This window comes from Hydrocarboniphaga sp. FW305-C-57 (genome assembly GCF_058783045.1).
Genome location: NZ_JBYSYG010000011.1, coordinates 85,520 through 102,399, shown reverse-complemented (window position 1 = coordinate 102,399; position 16,880 = coordinate 85,520). Strand labels below are relative to the sequence as shown.

The 16,880-nt window shown below is 61.2% G+C and carries 17 protein-coding genes; 16 read left to right on the top strand and 1 reads right to left on the bottom strand.

Going from position 1 to position 16,880, the window contains the following annotated elements:
• Positions 1-66 precede the first annotated feature (66 nt).
• The 14 genes from rplR to AC3WUM_RS19610 all read left to right on the top strand — a co-directional run bounded on the left by rplR (position 67) and on the right by AC3WUM_RS19610 (position 12,811).
• Entirely contained in the window at positions 67-423 is a 357-nt protein-coding gene (gene rplR / locus AC3WUM_RS19675) for a 50S ribosomal protein L18 (protein WP_492412386.1), read from the top strand.
• 3 nt (positions 424-426) lie between these two features.
• A complete protein-coding gene (gene rpsE, locus AC3WUM_RS19670) occupies positions 427-942 on the top strand; it encodes a 30S ribosomal protein S5 (RefSeq protein ID WP_374679965.1) in 516 nt (171 codons plus the stop codon).
• Positions 943-974: 32 nt separating this feature from the next.
• Positions 975-1,166 (top strand): 50S ribosomal protein L30, encoded by a 192-nt coding sequence (gene rpmD, locus AC3WUM_RS19665; RefSeq protein WP_341918855.1) that lies wholly within the window; start codon positions 975-977, stop codon positions 1,164-1,166.
• Positions 1,166-1,603, top strand: a complete 438-nt coding sequence (rplO, locus tag AC3WUM_RS19660) for a 50S ribosomal protein L15 (protein ID WP_411887893.1) — start codon at positions 1,166-1,168, stop codon at positions 1,601-1,603. The genes rpmD and rplO overlap by 1 nt, the downstream gene beginning before the upstream one ends.
• Positions 1,604-1,627: 24 nt before the next feature.
• Complete coding sequence (secY, locus tag AC3WUM_RS19655) at positions 1,628-3,031, top strand: preprotein translocase subunit SecY (RefSeq protein WP_492412385.1); 1,404 nt, start codon at positions 1,628-1,630, stop codon at positions 3,029-3,031.
• A 34-nt stretch (positions 3,032-3,065) separates the two neighbouring features.
• Entirely contained in the window at positions 3,066-3,179 is a 114-nt protein-coding gene (rpmJ, locus tag AC3WUM_RS19650) for a 50S ribosomal protein L36 (protein ID WP_007185071.1), read from the top strand.
• Positions 3,180-3,313: 134 nt separating this feature from the next.
• Entirely contained in the window at positions 3,314-3,670 is a 357-nt protein-coding gene (gene rpsM / locus AC3WUM_RS19645; RefSeq protein ID WP_007185072.1) for a 30S ribosomal protein S13, read from the top strand.
• Between the two features lie 34 nt (positions 3,671-3,704).
• Positions 3,705-4,106 (top strand): 30S ribosomal protein S11, encoded by a 402-nt coding sequence (gene rpsK, locus AC3WUM_RS19640; protein ID WP_007185073.1) that lies wholly within the window; start codon positions 3,705-3,707, stop codon positions 4,104-4,106.
• A gap of 11 nt (positions 4,107-4,117) precedes the next feature.
• Positions 4,118-4,738: a 30S ribosomal protein S4 gene (gene rpsD, locus AC3WUM_RS19635; protein ID WP_492412384.1), complete on the top strand. Its 621-nt coding sequence runs from the start codon at positions 4,118-4,120 to the stop codon at positions 4,736-4,738.
• Positions 4,739-4,801: 63 nt separating this feature from the next.
• Complete coding sequence (locus AC3WUM_RS19630) at positions 4,802-5,785, top strand: DNA-directed RNA polymerase subunit alpha (protein WP_492412383.1); 984 nt, start codon at positions 4,802-4,804, stop codon at positions 5,783-5,785.
• A 31-nt stretch (positions 5,786-5,816) separates the two neighbouring features.
• A complete protein-coding gene (gene rplQ / locus AC3WUM_RS19625) occupies positions 5,817-6,212 on the top strand; it encodes a 50S ribosomal protein L17 (protein WP_492412381.1) in 396 nt (131 codons plus the stop codon).
• A gap of 376 nt (positions 6,213-6,588) precedes the next feature.
• Positions 6,589-9,501, top strand: a complete 2,913-nt coding sequence (locus tag AC3WUM_RS19620; protein ID WP_492412380.1) for a TonB-dependent receptor domain-containing protein — start codon at positions 6,589-6,591, stop codon at positions 9,499-9,501.
• Positions 9,502-9,622: 121 nt separating this feature from the next.
• Positions 9,623-11,200: a sulfotransferase gene (locus tag AC3WUM_RS19615; protein ID WP_492412378.1), complete on the top strand. Its 1,578-nt coding sequence runs from the start codon at positions 9,623-9,625 to the stop codon at positions 11,198-11,200.
• Positions 11,201-11,281: 81 nt separating this feature from the next.
• A complete protein-coding gene (locus AC3WUM_RS19610; RefSeq protein WP_492412377.1) occupies positions 11,282-12,811 on the top strand; it encodes a sulfotransferase family protein in 1,530 nt (509 codons plus the stop codon).
• Here AC3WUM_RS19610 and AC3WUM_RS19605 read toward each other — a convergent pair.
• Positions 12,805-14,085, bottom strand: coding sequence for an aspartyl/asparaginyl beta-hydroxylase domain-containing protein (locus AC3WUM_RS19605; RefSeq protein WP_492412375.1), 1,281 nt, complete (start codon positions 14,083-14,085; stop codon positions 12,805-12,807). The genes AC3WUM_RS19610 and AC3WUM_RS19605 overlap by 7 nt on opposite strands.
• 293 nt (positions 14,086-14,378) lie before the next feature.
• On the opposite strand from AC3WUM_RS19605, the gene AC3WUM_RS19600 reads away from it, so the two are divergent.
• Together AC3WUM_RS19600 and AC3WUM_RS19595 are read left to right on the top strand one after the other, a co-directional pair.
• Positions 14,379-15,266, top strand: a complete 888-nt coding sequence (locus AC3WUM_RS19600) for an EamA family transporter (RefSeq protein ID WP_492412374.1) — start codon at positions 14,379-14,381, stop codon at positions 15,264-15,266.
• The gene (locus AC3WUM_RS19595; protein WP_492412373.1) at positions 15,267-16,877 is read left to right on the top strand and encodes a peptide ABC transporter substrate-binding protein; all 1,611 of its coding nucleotides are present in this window, start codon (positions 15,267-15,269) and stop codon (positions 16,875-16,877) included.
• Positions 16,878-16,880: the final 3 nt, after the last annotated feature.

Genomic DNA, 16,880 nt, shown 5'->3' with positions numbered 1-16,880 from the left:
CCGCACACCGCGCCAACGCGCATCTGCGTCTTCTATTCCACTATTGAGTCGTATCGAGTCGGCACCATGAAAGACAAGAAGGAAATCCGCCTGCGCCGCGCGCGCCGCACGCGCTTCAAGATTCGCGAGCTGGGCGCGTTCCGCCTCGCCGTGCATCGCACGCCGCGCCACATCTACGCGCAGATCATCGCGCCGGACGCGAGCAAGACCGTGGTCTCGGCTTCGACCGTCGAGAAGGAAGTTGCTTCGGCGCTGGAAGGCACCGGCAACGTGGAGGCCGCCAAGAAGATCGGCCAGCTGATCGCCGAGCGCGCCAAGGCCGCCGGTATCAGCGCCGTCGCGTTCGATCGCGCGGGTTTCAAGTATCACGGTCGCATCAAGGCGCTGGCCGATGCGGCCCGCGAAGCCGGTTTGGAGTTCTAAGTCATGGCGAACAACAACGTGCAGTACGACGATCAGCAGGGCGGCGAGTTCAAAGAGAAGCTCGTCACGGTCAACCGCGTCAGCAAGACGGTCAAGGGCGGCAAGCAGTTCGCCTTCACCGCGCTGACGGTCGTCGGTGACGGCGCCGGTCGCGTCGGCTTCGGCTATGGCAAGGCGCGCGAAGTGCCGCAGGCCATCAGCAAGGCGATGGACCAGGCGCGCAAGAACATGATCACCGTGCCGCTCAAGGGCCTGACCCTGCAGCACGAGATCTGGGGCACCCATGGCGCCACCAAGGTGTTCATGCGTCCGGCTTCGGACGGTACCGGCGTCATCGCCGGTGGTGCGATGCGCGCGGTGTTCGAAGTGGCCGGCGTGCAGAACGTGCTCGCCAAGTCCTTCGGCTCGCGCAACCCGATCAATATGGTTCGCGCCACGCTCGATGCGCTCAAGCGCATGAACCTGCCGGCCGAAATTGCTGCCAAACGCGGCAAGACGGTCGAAGAACTGACGGCCTGATAGGCCCGCCACAGACGCCTGAGAGATTGCTCATGAGCAACACGAAGCAGATCAAGGTCACGCTGACGAAGAGCATCTTCGGCCGCGTGAAGGGTCACAAGGAATGCGTGCACGGCCTGGGCCTGCGCAAGCCGCATCAGAGCGTGGTCATCCCTGCCACCCCCGAGAATCTCGGCATGGTGAACAAGGCTTACTACCTGCTCAAGGTTGAAGAGGTCGCCTAATGAAACTCAATGACATCAAGCCCGCCGAAGGCTCCAAGACGGTTCGCGTCCGCGTCGGACGTGGCATCGGCTCGGGCATGGGCAAGACCGCGGGTCGCGGTCACAAGGGTCAGCGCGCCCGCAAGGGTGGTCGTGGCAAGGTCGGCTTCGAAGGCGGCCAGATGCCGATCCAGCGCCGTCTGCCGAAGCGCGGCTTCAACAGCCCGCTCGTCAAGCAGACTGCCGAAGTGCGCCTGTCCGAACTCGCCAAGCTCAAGATCGAAGGCGAGATCGACCTCGCGGCGCTCAAGCTGGCCAACATCGTGCCGGCGACGGCCGAGCAGGCCAAGGTCATCAAGTCCGGCGAGCTGACCACCAAGGTTGCGCTCAAGGGCATCCTGGTGACCAAGGGCGCTCGCGAAGCGATCACCGCTGCCGGCGGTTCCATCGCCGAATAATCGGCTTCGCTGACTCGGGACAACATGGCCAAGTCTCCTGCCGCTGCCGGTATGGTGCCGGATCTCTCCAAGCTCGGAGAGGTTCGCGGCCGCCTGCTGTTCTTGCTTGGCGCGATCGTGGTTTTCCGCATCGGCAGCTTCATTCCGGTGCCGGGCATCGATCCGCGCCAGCTCGAGCAGCTGTTCAACCAGACGCAGGGCTCGATCCTGGACATGTTCAACATGTTCTCAGGTGGGGCGCTGCATCGCCTGTCGATTTTCGCGCTCGGCGTGATGCCCTACATCTCGGCCTCGATCATCGTGCAGCTCATGGCCGCGGTCGTGCCGCAGCTCAAGGAGCTCAAGAAGGAAGGCGAGTCCGGTCGTCGTCAGCTGACCAAGTACACGCGCTACGGCACGCTCGCGCTGGCGATCTTCCAGTCGGTCGGTGCGGCCACCGCGCTGCAGAGCAGCGGCGTCGCGATCAACCCGGGCTTCGGCTTCGTCTTCACGGCGACTGTTTCACTCGTGACCGGCACGATGTTCCTGATGTGGCTCGGTGAGCAGATCACCGAGCGCGGCATCGGCAACGGCATGTCGATGATCATCTTCTCGGGCATTGTCGCAGGTCTGCCGCCGGCGCTCGGCGCAACGGCGCAGCTCGTCAGCGAAGGTTCGGTGTCGGGTCTCGTGGTGATCGTGGTGCTGGCGCTGGTTGCGCTCGTGACGCTCGGCGTGGTCTTCGTGGAACGCGCCCAGCGGCGTATTCCGGTGCACCATGCGCGTCGTCAGCAGGGCCGCAAGCTGTTTGCCGCGCAGACCCAGCATCTGCCGCTCAAGCTCAACATGGCCGGCGTGATCCCGCCGATCTTCGCGAGCTCGATCATTCTGTTCCCGGCTTCGATCGTGCGTTTCTTCGGCGGCGAAGGCGGTGGTGGCTTCCTGCAGCAGCTGGCCAACGCACTGTCGCCCGGCCAGGCTCTGCATGGCGTGCTGTATGCGGTGCTGATCATCTTCTTCTGCTTCTTCTACACCGCGCTCGTGTTCGATTCGCGCGAGACGGCCGAGAACCTCAAGAAGTCGGGTGCCTTCATTCCGGGTGTTCGCCCGGGTGCGCAGACCGCTCGCTACATCGACCAAGTGCTCACTCGCCTGACGGTGGCCGGTTCGATCTACATCACGCTGGTCTGCCTGATGCCCGAAGTGTTCATCGCGTACTGGAACGTGCCGATGGCCTTCGGTGGCACCTCGCTGCTGATCACCGTGGTCGTGGTGATGGATTTCATGGCCCAGCTGCAGGCGCACCTGATGTCGCATCAGTACGAAGGCCTGCTCAAGAAGGCCAATCTGAAGTCCCTGGGTGGAAAGTCCGATTCCGGCACCGCTGGCAAGTTGCCGGGTCGTCGTAGCGACAGCAAGTCGCTGAGCGGCCCGAGCTCGTCGCGCTAAGTCTTTTGAAGCTGTACTTGATAAGAGGTTCGTCATGAAAGTCCGTACTTCCGTCCGCAAGATCTGCCGCAACTGCAAGGTCGTCCGCCGCGCCGGCGTGGTCCGCGTGATCTGCTCTGACGCTCGCCACAAGCAGCGCCAGGGTTGAAATCGTTTCGAGAGGCGTCGTCCAGACGCTTCGTGCCAGGTGCCGGCAAGGGCACTTGGCTTGTAGGTCCAGATTAGTTTCTGTACAATTCGCGCCCTTTTCGCGCAGCCCGTTCTTTAGGAGTTCCCCGCGTCATGGCACGTATCGCCGGCGTCAACATTCCGGACAAAAAGCACACCGTCATTGCCCTCCAGGCGATCTACGGTATTGGCCCGACCCGCTCGAAGCTGATCTGCGCGCAAGCGAACGTGAAGCCCGACGTCCAGGTCCGTAACCTGACCGAAGCCGAACTCGAAGCGCTGCGCGCCGAGATCGGCAAGTTCTCCGTCGAAGGCGACCTGCGCCGCGAAGTGTCCATGAGCATCAAGCGTCTGATGGATCTCGGCTGCTACCGTGGCAACCGTCATCGTCGTGGCCTGCCGGTTCGCGGTCAGCGCACGCGCACCAATGCCCGTACCCGCAAGGGTCCGCGCCGTGCGATCAAGAAGTAATTCACTCAATTCAACGACCTGAGCCTGCCGTCCAATGGCCAATCCGAATGCCGGCGCTGCCGCCAAGGCCCGCAAGCGCGTCAAGAAGAACATCTCTGACGCCGTGTGCCACATCCATGCTTCGTTCAACAACACGATCATCCTGATCACGGATCGCCAGGGCAATGCCCTGTCGTGGTCCACGGCCGGCGCCGCCGGCTTCAAGGGATCGCGCAAGTCGACGCCGTTCGCCGCCCAGGTTGCGGCCGACAAGGCGGCGCAGGCTGCTGCCGAGCACGGCGTCAAGAACGTCGAAGTTCGCGTCAAGGGTCCCGGCCCGGGCCGTGAGTCGGCCGTGCGTGCGCTCAACAACGCCGGCTTCAAGGTGACCAACATCACCGACGTTACCCCGATTCCGCACAACGGCTGCCGCGCTCCGAAGCGCCGCCGCGTCTAAGAGAGACCGTCATGGCTCGTTATATTGGTCCCAAGTGCAAGCTGTCCCGCCGTGCCGGTGCCGACCTTCTCCTGAAGGGTCGTGGCCGCTCGCTGGAAACCAAGTGCAAGCTCGAAACGCCTCCCGGCCAGCACGGCGCCCGCAAGCCGCGCCTGTCGGACTACGCGACTCAGCTGCGTGAGAAGCAGAAGCTCAAGCAAATGTACGGTCTGCTCGAGCGTCAGTTCCGCAACTACTACTACAAGGCGACCAAGACCAAGGGCGCGACGGGTCTGAACCTGTTGCTGGCTCTGGAAACCCGCCTCGACAACGTGGTCTACCGCATCGGTTTCGGTCGCACGCGCGCCGAGGCTCGTCAGCTGGTCGGTCACAAGGCCGTGCTCGTCAACGGCAAGCCGGTCAATATCCCGTCGTACCAGATTCAGGTTGGTGACGTGGTCGAAGTCCGCGAGAAGTCGCGCGCCCAGAGCCGCATCGCCGAGTCGCTGTCGATCGCTGCGCAGATCGGTTTCCCGGAATGGCTGGAAGTGGATGAGAAGGGCCTCAAGGGCACCTTCAAGTCGCTGCCGAGCCGCGATCAGATCGTTCCGGACATCAACGAGAATCTGGTCGTCGAGCTTTACTCGAAGTAATCGCTGCTTTGCTGATGTTGTTGCTGGCTTCGCGATCTTCTTCACTACCGAGGTAACTGGCCCATGCAGGGTTTTGTCGCTGATTTGCTCAAGCCGCGTCTGGTGGAAGTCGAAGCCGAATCCGCCTCCCGCGCCCGTGTTTCGCTGGAACCGCTCGAGCGTGGCTTCGGCCACACGCTCGGCAACGCGCTTCGTCGCATTTTGCTGTCGTCCATTCCGGGCGCGGCGATCACCGAAGTGCAGATCGAAGGCGTGGTTCACGAGTACAGCTCGATCGAAGGCGTGCAGGAAGATGTCATCGACATCCTTCTGAACATCAAGAACATTGCCATTCGCATGCACGCTCGTGAAGAAGCGACGCTGCGCCTGGAGAAGTCGGGCAAAGGGCCGGTCACGGCCGCCGACATCAAGCTCGATCACGACGTCGAAATCGTGAACCCCGATCTGGTCATCGCGAACCTGACGGGCGGCAAGCTCAACGTCAGCCTCAAGGTTACGCGTGGCCGTGGCTACGTTCCGGCCGCTGCCCTGCGTGCCGCCGACGAAGGCAGCTCGGCCGTCGGCGTGCTCAAGCTCGATGCCTCGTACAGCCCGGTTCGTCGCGTGAGCTACAGCGTCGAGCGTGCTCGCGTCGAGCAGCGCACCGACCTCGACAAGCTGATCCTAGATCTGGACACCAACGGCGGCATCGATCCGGCTGAAGCGGTTCGCCTGGCTGCGCGCATCCTGCGCGACCAGCTCGCCGTCTTCGTCGACCTCGAAGCCGAAGCCGCGACCACCGCAGTGACCGGCAAGAAGGAGCTGTCGCCGATCCTGTTCCGTCCGATCGACGATCTGGAACTCACGGTTCGCTCGGCCAACTGCCTCAAGGCCGAAAACGTTTACTACATCGGAGATCTCGTGCAGCGCACCGAGACCGAACTGATGAAGACGCCGAACCTCGGCAAGAAGTCGCTCAACGAGATCAAGGAAGCCCTCAAGGCCCATGATCTCGATCTGGGCATGAAACTCGAAAACTGGGCCGCGCCGAAGTCTTCGGTGGGCTGAGCTGCGGCACTTTTACTAGAGAGATACAACCATGCGTCACGGTATTGCAGGCCGCACCTTCGGCCGTCCCAGCAGCCATCGCAAAGCGACGATTCAGTCCATCGGTGTCGCGCTGTTCACGCACGAACTGATCCGCACCACGGTGCCCAAGGCCAAGGAACTTCGCAAGTTCGCCGAGCCGCTGATCACGCGCGCCAAGGTCGACAGCGTCGCCAATCGCCGTCTCGTGTTCGCGCGCCTGCGTGATCGCGATGCGGTGCAGAAGCTGTTCAACGACATCGCGCCGCGCTTCAACGGCCGCCCTGGTGGCTACACGCGAATCCTGCGCTGCGGCTTCCGCCCCGGCGACAATGCGCCGATGGCCTACATCGAACTCGTCGACCGCAAGACCGGCGGTCCGGCTCCGGCGGATGCCGCTGCCGAGTAAGGCGACGCAAGTCCTCTGAGCTGGTCCAATCGGGCGCCTTCGGGCGCCCGATTTCGTTTAGGGCGCCGAAACGGGAAGGCGGCGCTGTTTAATGCCATGCGAAAGGTAGCGACCTCGGCCTTCGATATTGGTTCCGCAGAACGACTGATCGTTTTTTCCCAATGTCAAGAGGGGGGGCGACAACGGCGGTTGGGGGAAAGTTCTCAGGATGAACGATATGTGAATGTTTCATCCTTGCGTACCGGCTTGTGATGGGGCTCCACTTTCGTCGCAAAGCCAAGATGCAAGGTTCAAGCGTATCGAGATCCGTGCGGGTGATAAACGGGTCATCTCTTAACTATTCGTTGCCGTTTTGCTTTTTAGGGAGATTTTTCTGATGAAGCTCAGTGTTGAAGGCAAACTTCGGCTTGCCGCAAAAATGGTATTTCTCGCCGGTGGCGTGGGACTTACCTCCGCGGCGGCACATGCGCAGGAAGCGGAAACCCCTGCATCTTCGGTAACGGCGTCTTCTGCTGAATCGGATGGCATCGAAACGATTTTCGTTACGGGAACTCGTTTGAAGAGCCAAACGATCACCGCAGCAAGCCCCGTTGCGGAGATCAAGGCAGAGGAATTCCGCTTTGCCGGTGCGACAGTGGTTGAAGATCTACTCAATCAATATCCGCAGCTCGCGCCTGAATTCGACAATGCCCAAAACAACCCATCGACCGGCTATGCCACCGTGGATCTTCGTGGCCTAGGACCGGAGCGCACGCTCGCGCTCGTCAATGGTCGCCGCATTCCGAAGGGCACGTTGGAATCTCCCGACATCAGCATCGTCCCGGCTGGTTTGATCAAGCGCGTCGACGTGCTCACCGGTGGTGCCTCTGCCGTTTATGGCTCCGATGCGGTTGCTGGTGTGGTGAACTTCATTCTCGACGACACGTTCGAAGGTGTTCGAATCAACGGTGGCTGGAACGGCTACCAGCACAAGAACGATAACGGCTACATGCGCGGTTTGATGGATGCCCGAGGCTACGATTACGCCACCGGTGATTCGGGCTTCGATGGAATCTCCCGCAATCTCGATTTCATGATCGGAGGCAATTTTGGCGATGCTGGGCACGCCACCGCCTGGGCCACCTGGCGCAAGAACGGTGCTCTGCTCCAAGGGCAACGCGACTACTCTGGCTGCGCCTTGAACGCTTCTGGCACGGGGTGCGGTGGTTCGGCAACGGCCGACCCGGCGAACTTCTATATCGTGGCCCCGGACTCGGGCCTATTCGGCTACGTCGATCGCGCAACCAACGGCACATGGTCTGCTGCTGACGGCCCGACCTACTTGTACAACTTTGCGCCGATCAACTATTACCAGCGTCCGGACACACGCTATACAGGTGGCTTTAATCTCAAGTACGAGATCAACGCGCATGCCAAGCCTTATCTCGAAGCGATGTTCGTCAATCGCACGAGTTCGACGCAGCTGGCTCCGTCTGGCGCCTTCTTTACCGATGTAACGGTCAATTGCGGAACCGCGCAGATCGGCACCCTTTGCAATGACGTCGGTATCGTCGATGATGAGTTCACCGTCTACGTTGCCAAACGCAACGTCGAAGGTGGCCCTCGCATCAACACGAACGAAGCAAACAACTTCAGCATCGCGTCCGGCGTTGGCGGTGAAATCGTGGGGAGCTGGACCTATGACGCCTCCTTCACCTACAACCGCGCGTCGACAACCCAGGTTGGCGTCAACGATTTTCTGAGCTCCCGTATCCGCGATGCATTGCTTGGTTGCCCGAGTGGCTCCTTCAGCGGTTGCATTCCTTATGATGTGTGGACCGATGAAGTGACGCCGGAGCAGGCCCAAGCGCTGCAGGGTATCGCCCAGCAGCAATGGCTGACCGACATGCGCACCGTCAATGCTTATGTCACCGGCGACATCGGTGTTGGCTTGCCCAGCGCGGGTGGCGAACCGATCAGCTTGGTCGTCGGCTACGAAAACCGTGCGGAGCGCTTCAGCTACTCGGCTGACTCAAACCTCGCAGACGGCAACTTTGCAGGCTCGGGCAGCGAAAGTCCTCCGCTGAAGGCCGGTATCGACGTCGAAGAGTTCTTCCTTGAAAGCGCGGTGCCGCTGCTGACCGATGCCGGAGCCTTGAATCGCCTTGATATGGAACTCGGCTACCGTCGTTCGAACTACAACTTGGCTGGTAACGCCGACACCTACAAGATCGGGTTTGGCGCCGCTTTCCTGGAGAATCGCTATCATCTGCGCGGTGGTTTCAACCGCGCCATCCGTGCGCCGAACATCAACGAGTTGTTCCTACCACAGCAGATCGGCCTGTGGTCCGGTTCGGATCCTTGTGCAGGTGCCAGCCCCGAATATACGGCGGAGGAGTGCGCACTGACGGGTGTTACCGCCGCGCAGTACGGCAACATCTCGTCGAACCCGGCGAACCAATACAACATGATCCAGGGTGGCAACATCGACCTGAAGCCGGAAGAAGCCGATACCTGGACTCTGGGTCTGGCGGCTGAGCCGGTCAAGGGTCTGCAGCTCAGCGTCGATTACTTCCAAGTCAAGATTAAGGACGCCATTCAGGATGTTGGCGCACGTAACATCATTGACATCTGTGCGCTGACTGGCGATCCCACGACCTGCGGTCTGATCCGTCGCAACCAAACTACGGGCGATCTGTTCCGTGGTAGCGATCCGAGTTTCTCGGGCTACGTCGAAAACTTCCAGAAGAACATCGGCGCCCTCGATGTCCGGGGCATCGACTTCACGGCGTCGTACTCGATGGTGCTCGGACCGGGAAGTCTGGCCACCTCGCTCATGGGCACTTATATGCTCGACAAGAAGTACTCACCGATTCAAGGTGACAGCACCGTAGCCTACGACTGCGTGGGCAATGTGAGCCCGCAGTGCGCTGGTGCCGGCACCAATGCCGTGACGCCTGAATGGCGCCATGTCGTCACTGCCCGCTACACAATCGACCGCTACACGGCCGGTCTGCGTTGGCGCTATCTGGGCAAGCTCTCGTATGAAGATCCGCGTAACTTCCGCAAGGGTCAGGAGCTGACGCAGGACAAGCTGCTGCAGGGCAAGGGTGGCGTGGATGCCTACAACTGGTTTGACGTCAATGGATCGGTGACCTTCGGTCCGGCGACGTTCACGGCAGGCGTCAACAACGTGTTCGACAAGGAGCCGCCGATGGTGGGTAGCACGATGACGCTAAATGGCAACTCGTTGGGTGGCTATGACCAGCTTGGTCGCTATGTCTTCACGGGCGTAAACTTCGAACTCTGATTCGAAGGCATGTTGTTTCGGTGTTAGAACGGCGGGCTTCGGCCCGCCGTTTCGTTTCTGCCTTTGGCAGAAGTTGGACTCCAAGGAGATGAGGATGTTACGTTCGACCGGGAGCTCGATCTTGAATGCCGAGCTGATGCGCGCGCTGGAATCAGGTTACGGCTTGCTGCGTGATGGCCGCGTGGCGGATGCATTGACTGTAGCTACCACGCTCGTGGAGCGCCACCCCGACAGTGAGCATGCGCTGGTCTACGCAAGCGAAGCACATCTGGCCGATGGCAACCCGGAATCCGCGCTGGCTTGGATATCCAAGGCCGTGCTCGCAAGCGGAGGAAACGCCGCACTTAAACTCAAGATGGCTACGTTGCTGATGCGGATGCGCCGCCGGCAACAGGGATGTGCGCTGATCGGTGAGATCCTTACGATGGCCAGTCTAGATGGGAAACTGCTGTGGCAGGCTGGTGCAATTAGCCTTACATCAAACTTCTTTTCCGAGGCGATTCGCTGCTATGAGCGGGCCCGCGAGCAGCTTGGCGATGTTCCGGCCCTGCTTTACGACCTTGCAGCCGCGTACTTCTTCAGCGGTGAGTTCGAGCGCGCTGAGCGTGCTCTGGAGCGGTTACTGTTGCTGGCTCCTGATGCTGGGCCGGCTCTATATCTGCGCTCGACTTTGCGCAGGCAGACGCTTGAGAGCAATCACGTGGATGATTTGCGTAAGCGCTTGGCTGCTGGCATCTCCGTGCCGAACGACGAGGCGGCGGCTCGCTACGCACTGTCCAAGGAGTTGGAAGATCTCGGGGAAGACGTCGAATCATTCGCCCAATTGCAGCGAGCAGCGCTGCAGAAGCGCGGTACGCTGCGAGGCTATTCGCTCACCTCGGAGTGCGAGGCGCTGGCCGCAGTGCGTGCAAGCTATTCGCACGAGATCATGGGGCAAGCGGTGCACGGTCATAACGAAACCGGGGCGATTTTCATCGTTGGCATGCCTCGATCTGGGACCACGCTGGTGGAGCGCCTGCTTGTGCAGTCCGGTCGCGTTCGCTCGGCAGGCGAGTTACTCGATTTCGGCAATCTGCTGAGCCTCATGACTCAGGCGCCGCTGGCCGCCGCACCCGGACTCACTCCGGCAGAGGCGTCGTTGCGCATCGACTATGCAGCCCTCGGACGGGAATACATGCGTGGCGCCCGCGAGGCAGCTGGTGGCAGCGCCTGTTTCATCGACAAGCTGCCGGTCAATTACATCTACTGCGGAATCATTCGCAAAGCTCTGCCGAATGCCAAGATCATCCACCTCGTGCGAGATCCGGTTGATACTTGCCACGCCGTCTTCAAGACCTTGTTCTTCGACGCATACCCATTTTCCTACGATCAGAACGAGATCGCCGACTACTACATTGCGTACCAACAGATGATGCGACATTGGCACGAAGTCATGCCCGGCAGCATTCTCGATGTGAGATACGAGGATTTGGTCGCCAACCCTGGGGAACAGACCCGTCGAATTTTCGACTGGTGCAGTTTAGAGTGGAGCCCTGATGTGCTCGACGCGCCGACCGATGCAACGGTGTTTGCCTCGGCCAGCGCTGCACAGGTGCGCGAGCCAGTACACGGTCGTTCCGTGCATCGTTCGCGCCGACATCGCGACGGATTGGCCACGCTGATTAGCAAGCTTCAGGCCTCAGGTATCGCGATCGATTGATGTGCCTGTGTTGCGACACCGAATTCGGGACGAAAAGCATCGGCATACAATCATCGACCGAGACCTGATCTGCCATCCTGCGTGACGCTACGCAAACACAAACTCGCTGACTCGCTGGCCCGGGCAAACGCTCTGTTAATGCAGGGCGAAATGCGCGGAGCCATTCGTGCTTACGAGAACCTGCTCGCGCAGCATCCAGGAATCGCCGATGCCTGGTTCAACTTGGCATATGCGCTCAAACGCGAGGGCTCTTTTGTTCCAGCGCTGCAAGCCTATGAGCGCGCTTTGGCCTGCAAAGCAAGGGAACCTGAGCAGATCCATCTCAATCGAGCAGTCATCTATGCGGATCACGTTCGCGATGATGAGGCCGCTGAATCCGAATTAAAAAAAGCGCTCGCCATTGCTCCCAACTTCGCTGCTGCGTGGCTGAACCTGGGAAATCTCTACGAGGAGCGCGGTCGCAAGGAGCTGGCGTTGCAATGCTATGGCCGCATCCTGTCTCAGCCCATTCAGCAGGCGGGCAAAAGCGGGCTGGAAGCACTGGCGCGAACGGCGCACCTTTGTCCACCGAGCAGCCTTGATGAGCCGATTCTGCGGCGGCTGCAGACTGTCGCGGATACATCGGCGCCCATCGATGACGATCTCCGTGCCAATCTACATTTGGCGCTTGGCCGGGCATTCGACTCTCTCAGTGAATATAGCCGCGCTTTCGAGCGGTTCTTGTTCGCAAAGCGGGCCGCGCACCGTCGCTATCCCAGGTATGAGCCTGGGCTCGCCGAGCGCCGTACACAGGCGCTGATTTCCGTGTTCCGCGATGCGATGGTATCGAGGCCGGGCGAAGTGGTTGCTCCGAATCCGGCGCCGTTGTTCATTTGCGGAATGTTCCGGTCAGGTTCGACTTTGATAGAACAGGTTCTAGCTGGGCATCCGCAGGTTGACACAGCAGGCGAGCTGGAAATGCTACCGCGCATTGTCGCTGCGGAGCTCGCTCCATTTCCTGCCTCAATGAAAACGTGGACTGAAGCGCAGCGCGAACGACTTGCGGGGCACTACCTGCGCGTCCTGCACGAGCGACACGCGGTACGCGCGGAGGGGCGGCGATACGTAACCGACAAGCGCCCGGATAACTATTCACTGATCGGCTTGATCAAGTGCCTGTTTCCGAGTGCCAAGATTATTCACACGATTCGCAATCCGCTCGACAATGGCTTGTCGGTTTTCATGCAGCACTTGAATCCTCGTGCGTTTGATTACGCCGGCAGCCTGGCGGATATCGGCCATCACTATGGTGAGTATCGACGACTCATGGCCCATTGGAAGTCGCTTTATCCGGCCGATATCCACGACTTCGATTACGACGCCTTCGTCGCGAGTCCCGAACCAGCACTGCGTACTTTGCTGAGTTTTCTAGAGCTGGATTGGGATAGCCAATGCCTTCAGTTCCATCACCGCAACAACACCGTCAAGACTGCAAGCTACTGGCAAGTGCGTCGTCCCCTGTACGGTGATGCTGCCGGGCGATGGCGGCACTATCGGGCCTTCCTTGCTCCGCTTCGCGACGCATTGGAGAGCGCCGGGGTCGATGTCGAATGGAATGGGGCGGATCAGTGATTCGCATTCAGCGTCGTGCGGTAGTCGCGTATTGCGCCTGAAAGCGCAGAAACCATTTGCCGTTCCGCTGCCGACAACAAAGGATTCCAGACATCGAAGATCAGCACCACACGCAGTTCGTCGCTGTCGTTCCGTGCTTCGTGTTCTATGGTGTCGTCGAAAACCAGCACTTGGCCCGGTTCCCATTGCTTCCACTCATAGCCAACGCGGAACGAACTTGGCGACGGCACCACCAGAGGAAGGTGCGCGACTAGCCGAGCATTGGTTTCCCCGGTATGCGGAGGGATTCTGGTGTGCGGCTCCAGTACAGAGAACATGACATTCGGACACAACCCGCCGATTTCAGCGGACTCGATCGCTGACAGTGCTTCAACGGTGCGCGGGCATTGGGTAATGTTTTCGACAACTGGAGATCCGTGAGCCCAGAGATGGTAGGAGCTCCATGCTCGGGAATGATTAAGCGCTTGCCATTGGTTGACGGGCTCACCGGGCTTGTAAGCCACGTACGGCTTGAAGTCAGCTGTCCTGTTATGGATCAGCGACTCCAGCTCTGCCTGGATAGCAGGCGTCTGGGCTTCAAGCTGTGGAATCCAAGGAAACAACTCTCGATCGTAGAAGGGGATCGCTGGCAGGCGAGGAATATGCAACCGATTGCACTCCGAGGCATAGGGACGTGTCCGGCCTGCGAGTATTGAGATGGCCTCATCCCAGCGACCGGACAGTTTTTCCTCCACGGCAGATCGCTGTGGAGTCACGACCCGGTGCAGATAGGCTTCGAGTTCTTCGGTATCGCGATCCACGGCTCTTCGGGCCTGTTCTAGGCGTCTGCGCAACGCAGCAGGCCACTGTGACTCGGCGGGAGCAATCTTCAATACATCACGAAAAACAGAGGCTGCAGCCTTGGGTTGATGTGCGCGTTCCAGGAACTCGCCTTTGCTGAGCAAGCCCGGAAGGAAATAGGGATCAGCGCTGAGTGCCGAAGTAATGGCTCTCCATTCGGCATCCAGATTGCCCATGTCGCGATGAACCACGCTGATCGTGAGCGGGATCATCGGGTCCTGAGGGGCTGCAGCGTGGGCTTTGTTCAGTAGATCAAGCGCCTCGGCTGGATTGTGGCGTTGGCGTGCGCGCACTCCCAGGCTAAACAAAGCCTGCACGTTGCCGGGCTCCAGCGCATGGACTTTCCTCCATAAGGTTTCGGCCAGATTCCACTGAGCGGCAGCGGCGGCATTGGCGGCCTCGCTCATTAGTTGCGCAATCTGCTGTTGGCTCACATCGGCTCCGAAATCTGATGGATAGTGGGTGACGATAAGCTGGTCTTCACTTCGTATGTGCCGAGTTAGGGACTTTCTTATTTTTACATTTCCGAACCGCGCCGTAAGAGGCAGGTTAGGCGCGTTACGATTTGATTCACGGTAACGGAAGGCAAAACGGGACCCGAGACATCGCCGGCGAAACCGTCGCAAGCCGGTGAAGTCCAGCCTGGCGACTTGATCCCATTGTTTCGCAGTGCTGCAATCCACCGCCCCGCCCGGCATTCGCCGGGCGGTTTTTTTGCGAGGACTGCATGCAGGCTCGTTCGATACAGCTGTTCCTGGCGTTCGCCGCCGTCTACCTGATCTGGGGCTCGACTTATCTGGCGATCCGCATCGTCGTCGAGGCGCTGCCGCCGGCTTCGTCCGCGGGCGTTCGCTTTCTGGTCGCAGGGCTGACGATGGTCGTCGTCGGCCTGCTCACGGGGGCGTCGCTGCCCAGGCGCTGGGCCGATTGGCGCAGCACGATCTTCGTCGGCATCCTGATGCTCGTCTTCGGCAACGGCCTGGTCACCTGGAGCGAGCTGTGGGTTCCGTCGAACCAGGCCGCGCTGATCGTCGCGACGTCCGCGCTCTGGATGGGCTGGATGGGCACGCTCGGCTCCAAAGGCGAGAAGCTCGGCGCGATGCGGCTGATCGGCCTGCTCGTCGGCTTCGCGGGCGTGATCGTGCTGGTCGGCGAAGGCATCGGCGGCGGACTCGCGCCGTGGACGGCCTATGCAGCGCTGATGCTCGCGCCGATCGCCTGGGCGGTCGGCTCGGTGGTCTCCAAGCGTTCGCCGGTGTCGATCGAGCCGGTCATGGCGGCGGGTTTGCAGATGCTCGTCGCCGGCGTGGTGTTGTCCGCCATCGGCCTGCTCGCCGGCGAAGCCGGGCGCTGGACCTGGGCCCCGCGCAGCCTGTGGGCGCTCGCGTACCTGATCGTGTTCGGCTCCTGCGTCGCTTACGGCGCGTTCTACTGGCTCGTGCACGAAGTCTCGCCCGTCGTGCTCGGCACCTACGCCTACGTGAATCCGGCGATCGCCGTGCTGCTCGGCTGGTGGATACTCGACGAGCGACTGGTGCGCGACCAGATCATCGGCACCGGCATCATTCTCGTCGGCGTGCTGCTCGTGACGCTCGGCAGCGCGCGCAAGCGCTGAATGAGCATTCGGGCCCGCAGTGCAAAGCCATGGCTGGCGATGCTCGCGCTGCTGGCTTGTGGTCTGTCGACGTCGGCGGCCATCGCGCAGGGCAAGCTGCTCAAGCGCGGCAACGGCCCCGATGTCGAAACGCTCGATCCGCACAAGGTGCGCAGCGTGTCGGCCGGCAACGTGGTGCGCGATCTGTTCGAAGGCCTGCTCAGCGAGGGCGCGGATGGAAGCTTGATTCCGGGTGTCGCCGTTTCGTGGCAAGTCTCCGATGACGGGCGCGTCTACGTTTTCTCGCTGCGGCCCGATGCGCGCTGGTCCAATGGCGATGCGCTGAGTGCCGCCGATTTCGTCTACGCGTTCCGTCGCAGCCTGAGTCCGTCGACCGCATCGCCTTCGGCTGCCTTGCTCGCGCCGATTCGCGGTGCCGAGGCGCTCATGTCCGGAAAAGGCAGCGCCGAGCGTCTCGGCGTCAGCGCGCTCGACGACCGAACGCTGCAGATCGAACTCGAGCGCCCGACGCCGTATTTTCCCGGCTTGCTGGCGAATCCGGTCGCCTATCCGGTGCATCGCGCGAGCCTCGAGCGCGAGGGCGCGCAGTTCACGCGCGCAGGCAAGCTCGTCTCGAACGGCGCTTATGTGCTCGACGAGTGGGCGCTGCAATCGCACGTGCGGCTCAGGCGCAACGCGCAGTACTGGAATGCGCGGGCCGTTGCGATCGATGCGGTGATGCATCTCGTCACCGAAGACCTCAACGCCGAATTCCAGCGCTTTCGCGCGGGCGAGCTGCACGTCACCGAACAGGTGCCGGCGCAGCAGATCGCGGCGATGTCGCCGGCGCTCAAGCAACAGCTGCGCGTCGCCGATTATCTCGGCTCGTACTACTACGGCTTCAATCTCACGCAGCCGCCGTTCAAGGACCAGCCGGGGCTGCGCAGGGCGCTGAGCCTCGCGATCGACCGGCAGAGCATCGTCGACAAAGTGATGGGCAGCGGCGAAAAGCCGGCCTATGGCTGGCTGCCGCCCGGCATCGACGCCGCGCCCTCGCAGCGTCCCGAATGGGCGAGCTGGACGCGCGAGCAGCGCCTGAGCGAAGCGCGTCGCCTGTACGCGGCCGCCGGCTACGGACCGCAGCGTCCGCTCGCCGTGCAGATCCGCTACAACACGCACGACTATCACCAGAAGATCGCAACCGTGATCGCGGCGATGTGGAAGCAGACGCTCGGGGTGAAAACCACGCTCTACAACGAAGAGACCAAGGTGTTCCTGCAAAGCCGTCGTGAACGCCGGCTCACGCAGGTGTTTCGTGCGTCCTGGGTTGCGGATTACGGCGACGCGAGCAGCTTTCTCGACCTGCTGCTGTCGAACAACCCGCGCAACGACACCGGTTATGCGAACGCGCGCTACGACGCGCTGCTCGCGCAGGCCGCGAACTCGACGGGCACTGCGCGTGCGGAGCTGTTCGCGCAAGCCGAGCGCCTGATGCTCGCCGACACGCCGGTCATTCCGATCTACTTCTACGTGACCAAGCATCTGGTCGCGCCGACCGTGCGCGGCTGGCAAGACAACGCGCTCGACCACCACTACACGCGCGATCTCGATCTCGCGCCGGCAGCGCAATAGCCC

Bases quoted from the DNA above. Each gene is read 5' to 3' on its own strand.
- rplR (WP_492412386.1), top strand. From the start codon at position 67: ATGAAAGACAAGAAGGAAATCCGCCTGCGCCGCGCGCGCCGCACGCGC.
- rpsE (WP_374679965.1), top strand. From the start codon at position 427: ATGGCGAACAACAACGTGCAGTACGACGATCAGCAGGGCGGCGAGTTC.
- rpmD (WP_341918855.1), top strand. From the start codon at position 975: ATGAGCAACACGAAGCAGATCAAGGTCACGCTGACGAAGAGCATCTTC.
- rplO (WP_411887893.1), top strand. From the start codon at position 1,166: ATGAAACTCAATGACATCAAGCCCGCCGAAGGCTCCAAGACGGTTCGC.
- secY (WP_492412385.1), top strand. From the start codon at position 1,628: ATGGCCAAGTCTCCTGCCGCTGCCGGTATGGTGCCGGATCTCTCCAAG.
- rpmJ (WP_007185071.1), top strand. From the start codon at position 3,066: ATGAAAGTCCGTACTTCCGTCCGCAAGATCTGCCGCAACTGCAAGGTC.
- rpsM (WP_007185072.1), top strand. From the start codon at position 3,314: ATGGCACGTATCGCCGGCGTCAACATTCCGGACAAAAAGCACACCGTC.
- rpsK (WP_007185073.1), top strand. From the start codon at position 3,705: ATGGCCAATCCGAATGCCGGCGCTGCCGCCAAGGCCCGCAAGCGCGTC.
- rpsD (WP_492412384.1), top strand. From the start codon at position 4,118: ATGGCTCGTTATATTGGTCCCAAGTGCAAGCTGTCCCGCCGTGCCGGT.
- AC3WUM_RS19630 (WP_492412383.1), top strand. From the start codon at position 4,802: ATGCAGGGTTTTGTCGCTGATTTGCTCAAGCCGCGTCTGGTGGAAGTC.
- rplQ (WP_492412381.1), top strand. From the start codon at position 5,817: ATGCGTCACGGTATTGCAGGCCGCACCTTCGGCCGTCCCAGCAGCCAT.
- AC3WUM_RS19620 (WP_492412380.1), top strand. From the start codon at position 6,589: ATGAAGCTCAGTGTTGAAGGCAAACTTCGGCTTGCCGCAAAAATGGTA.
- AC3WUM_RS19600 (WP_492412374.1), top strand. From the start codon at position 14,379: ATGCAGGCTCGTTCGATACAGCTGTTCCTGGCGTTCGCCGCCGTCTAC.
- AC3WUM_RS19595 (WP_492412373.1), top strand. From the start codon at position 15,267: ATGAGCATTCGGGCCCGCAGTGCAAAGCCATGGCTGGCGATGCTCGCG.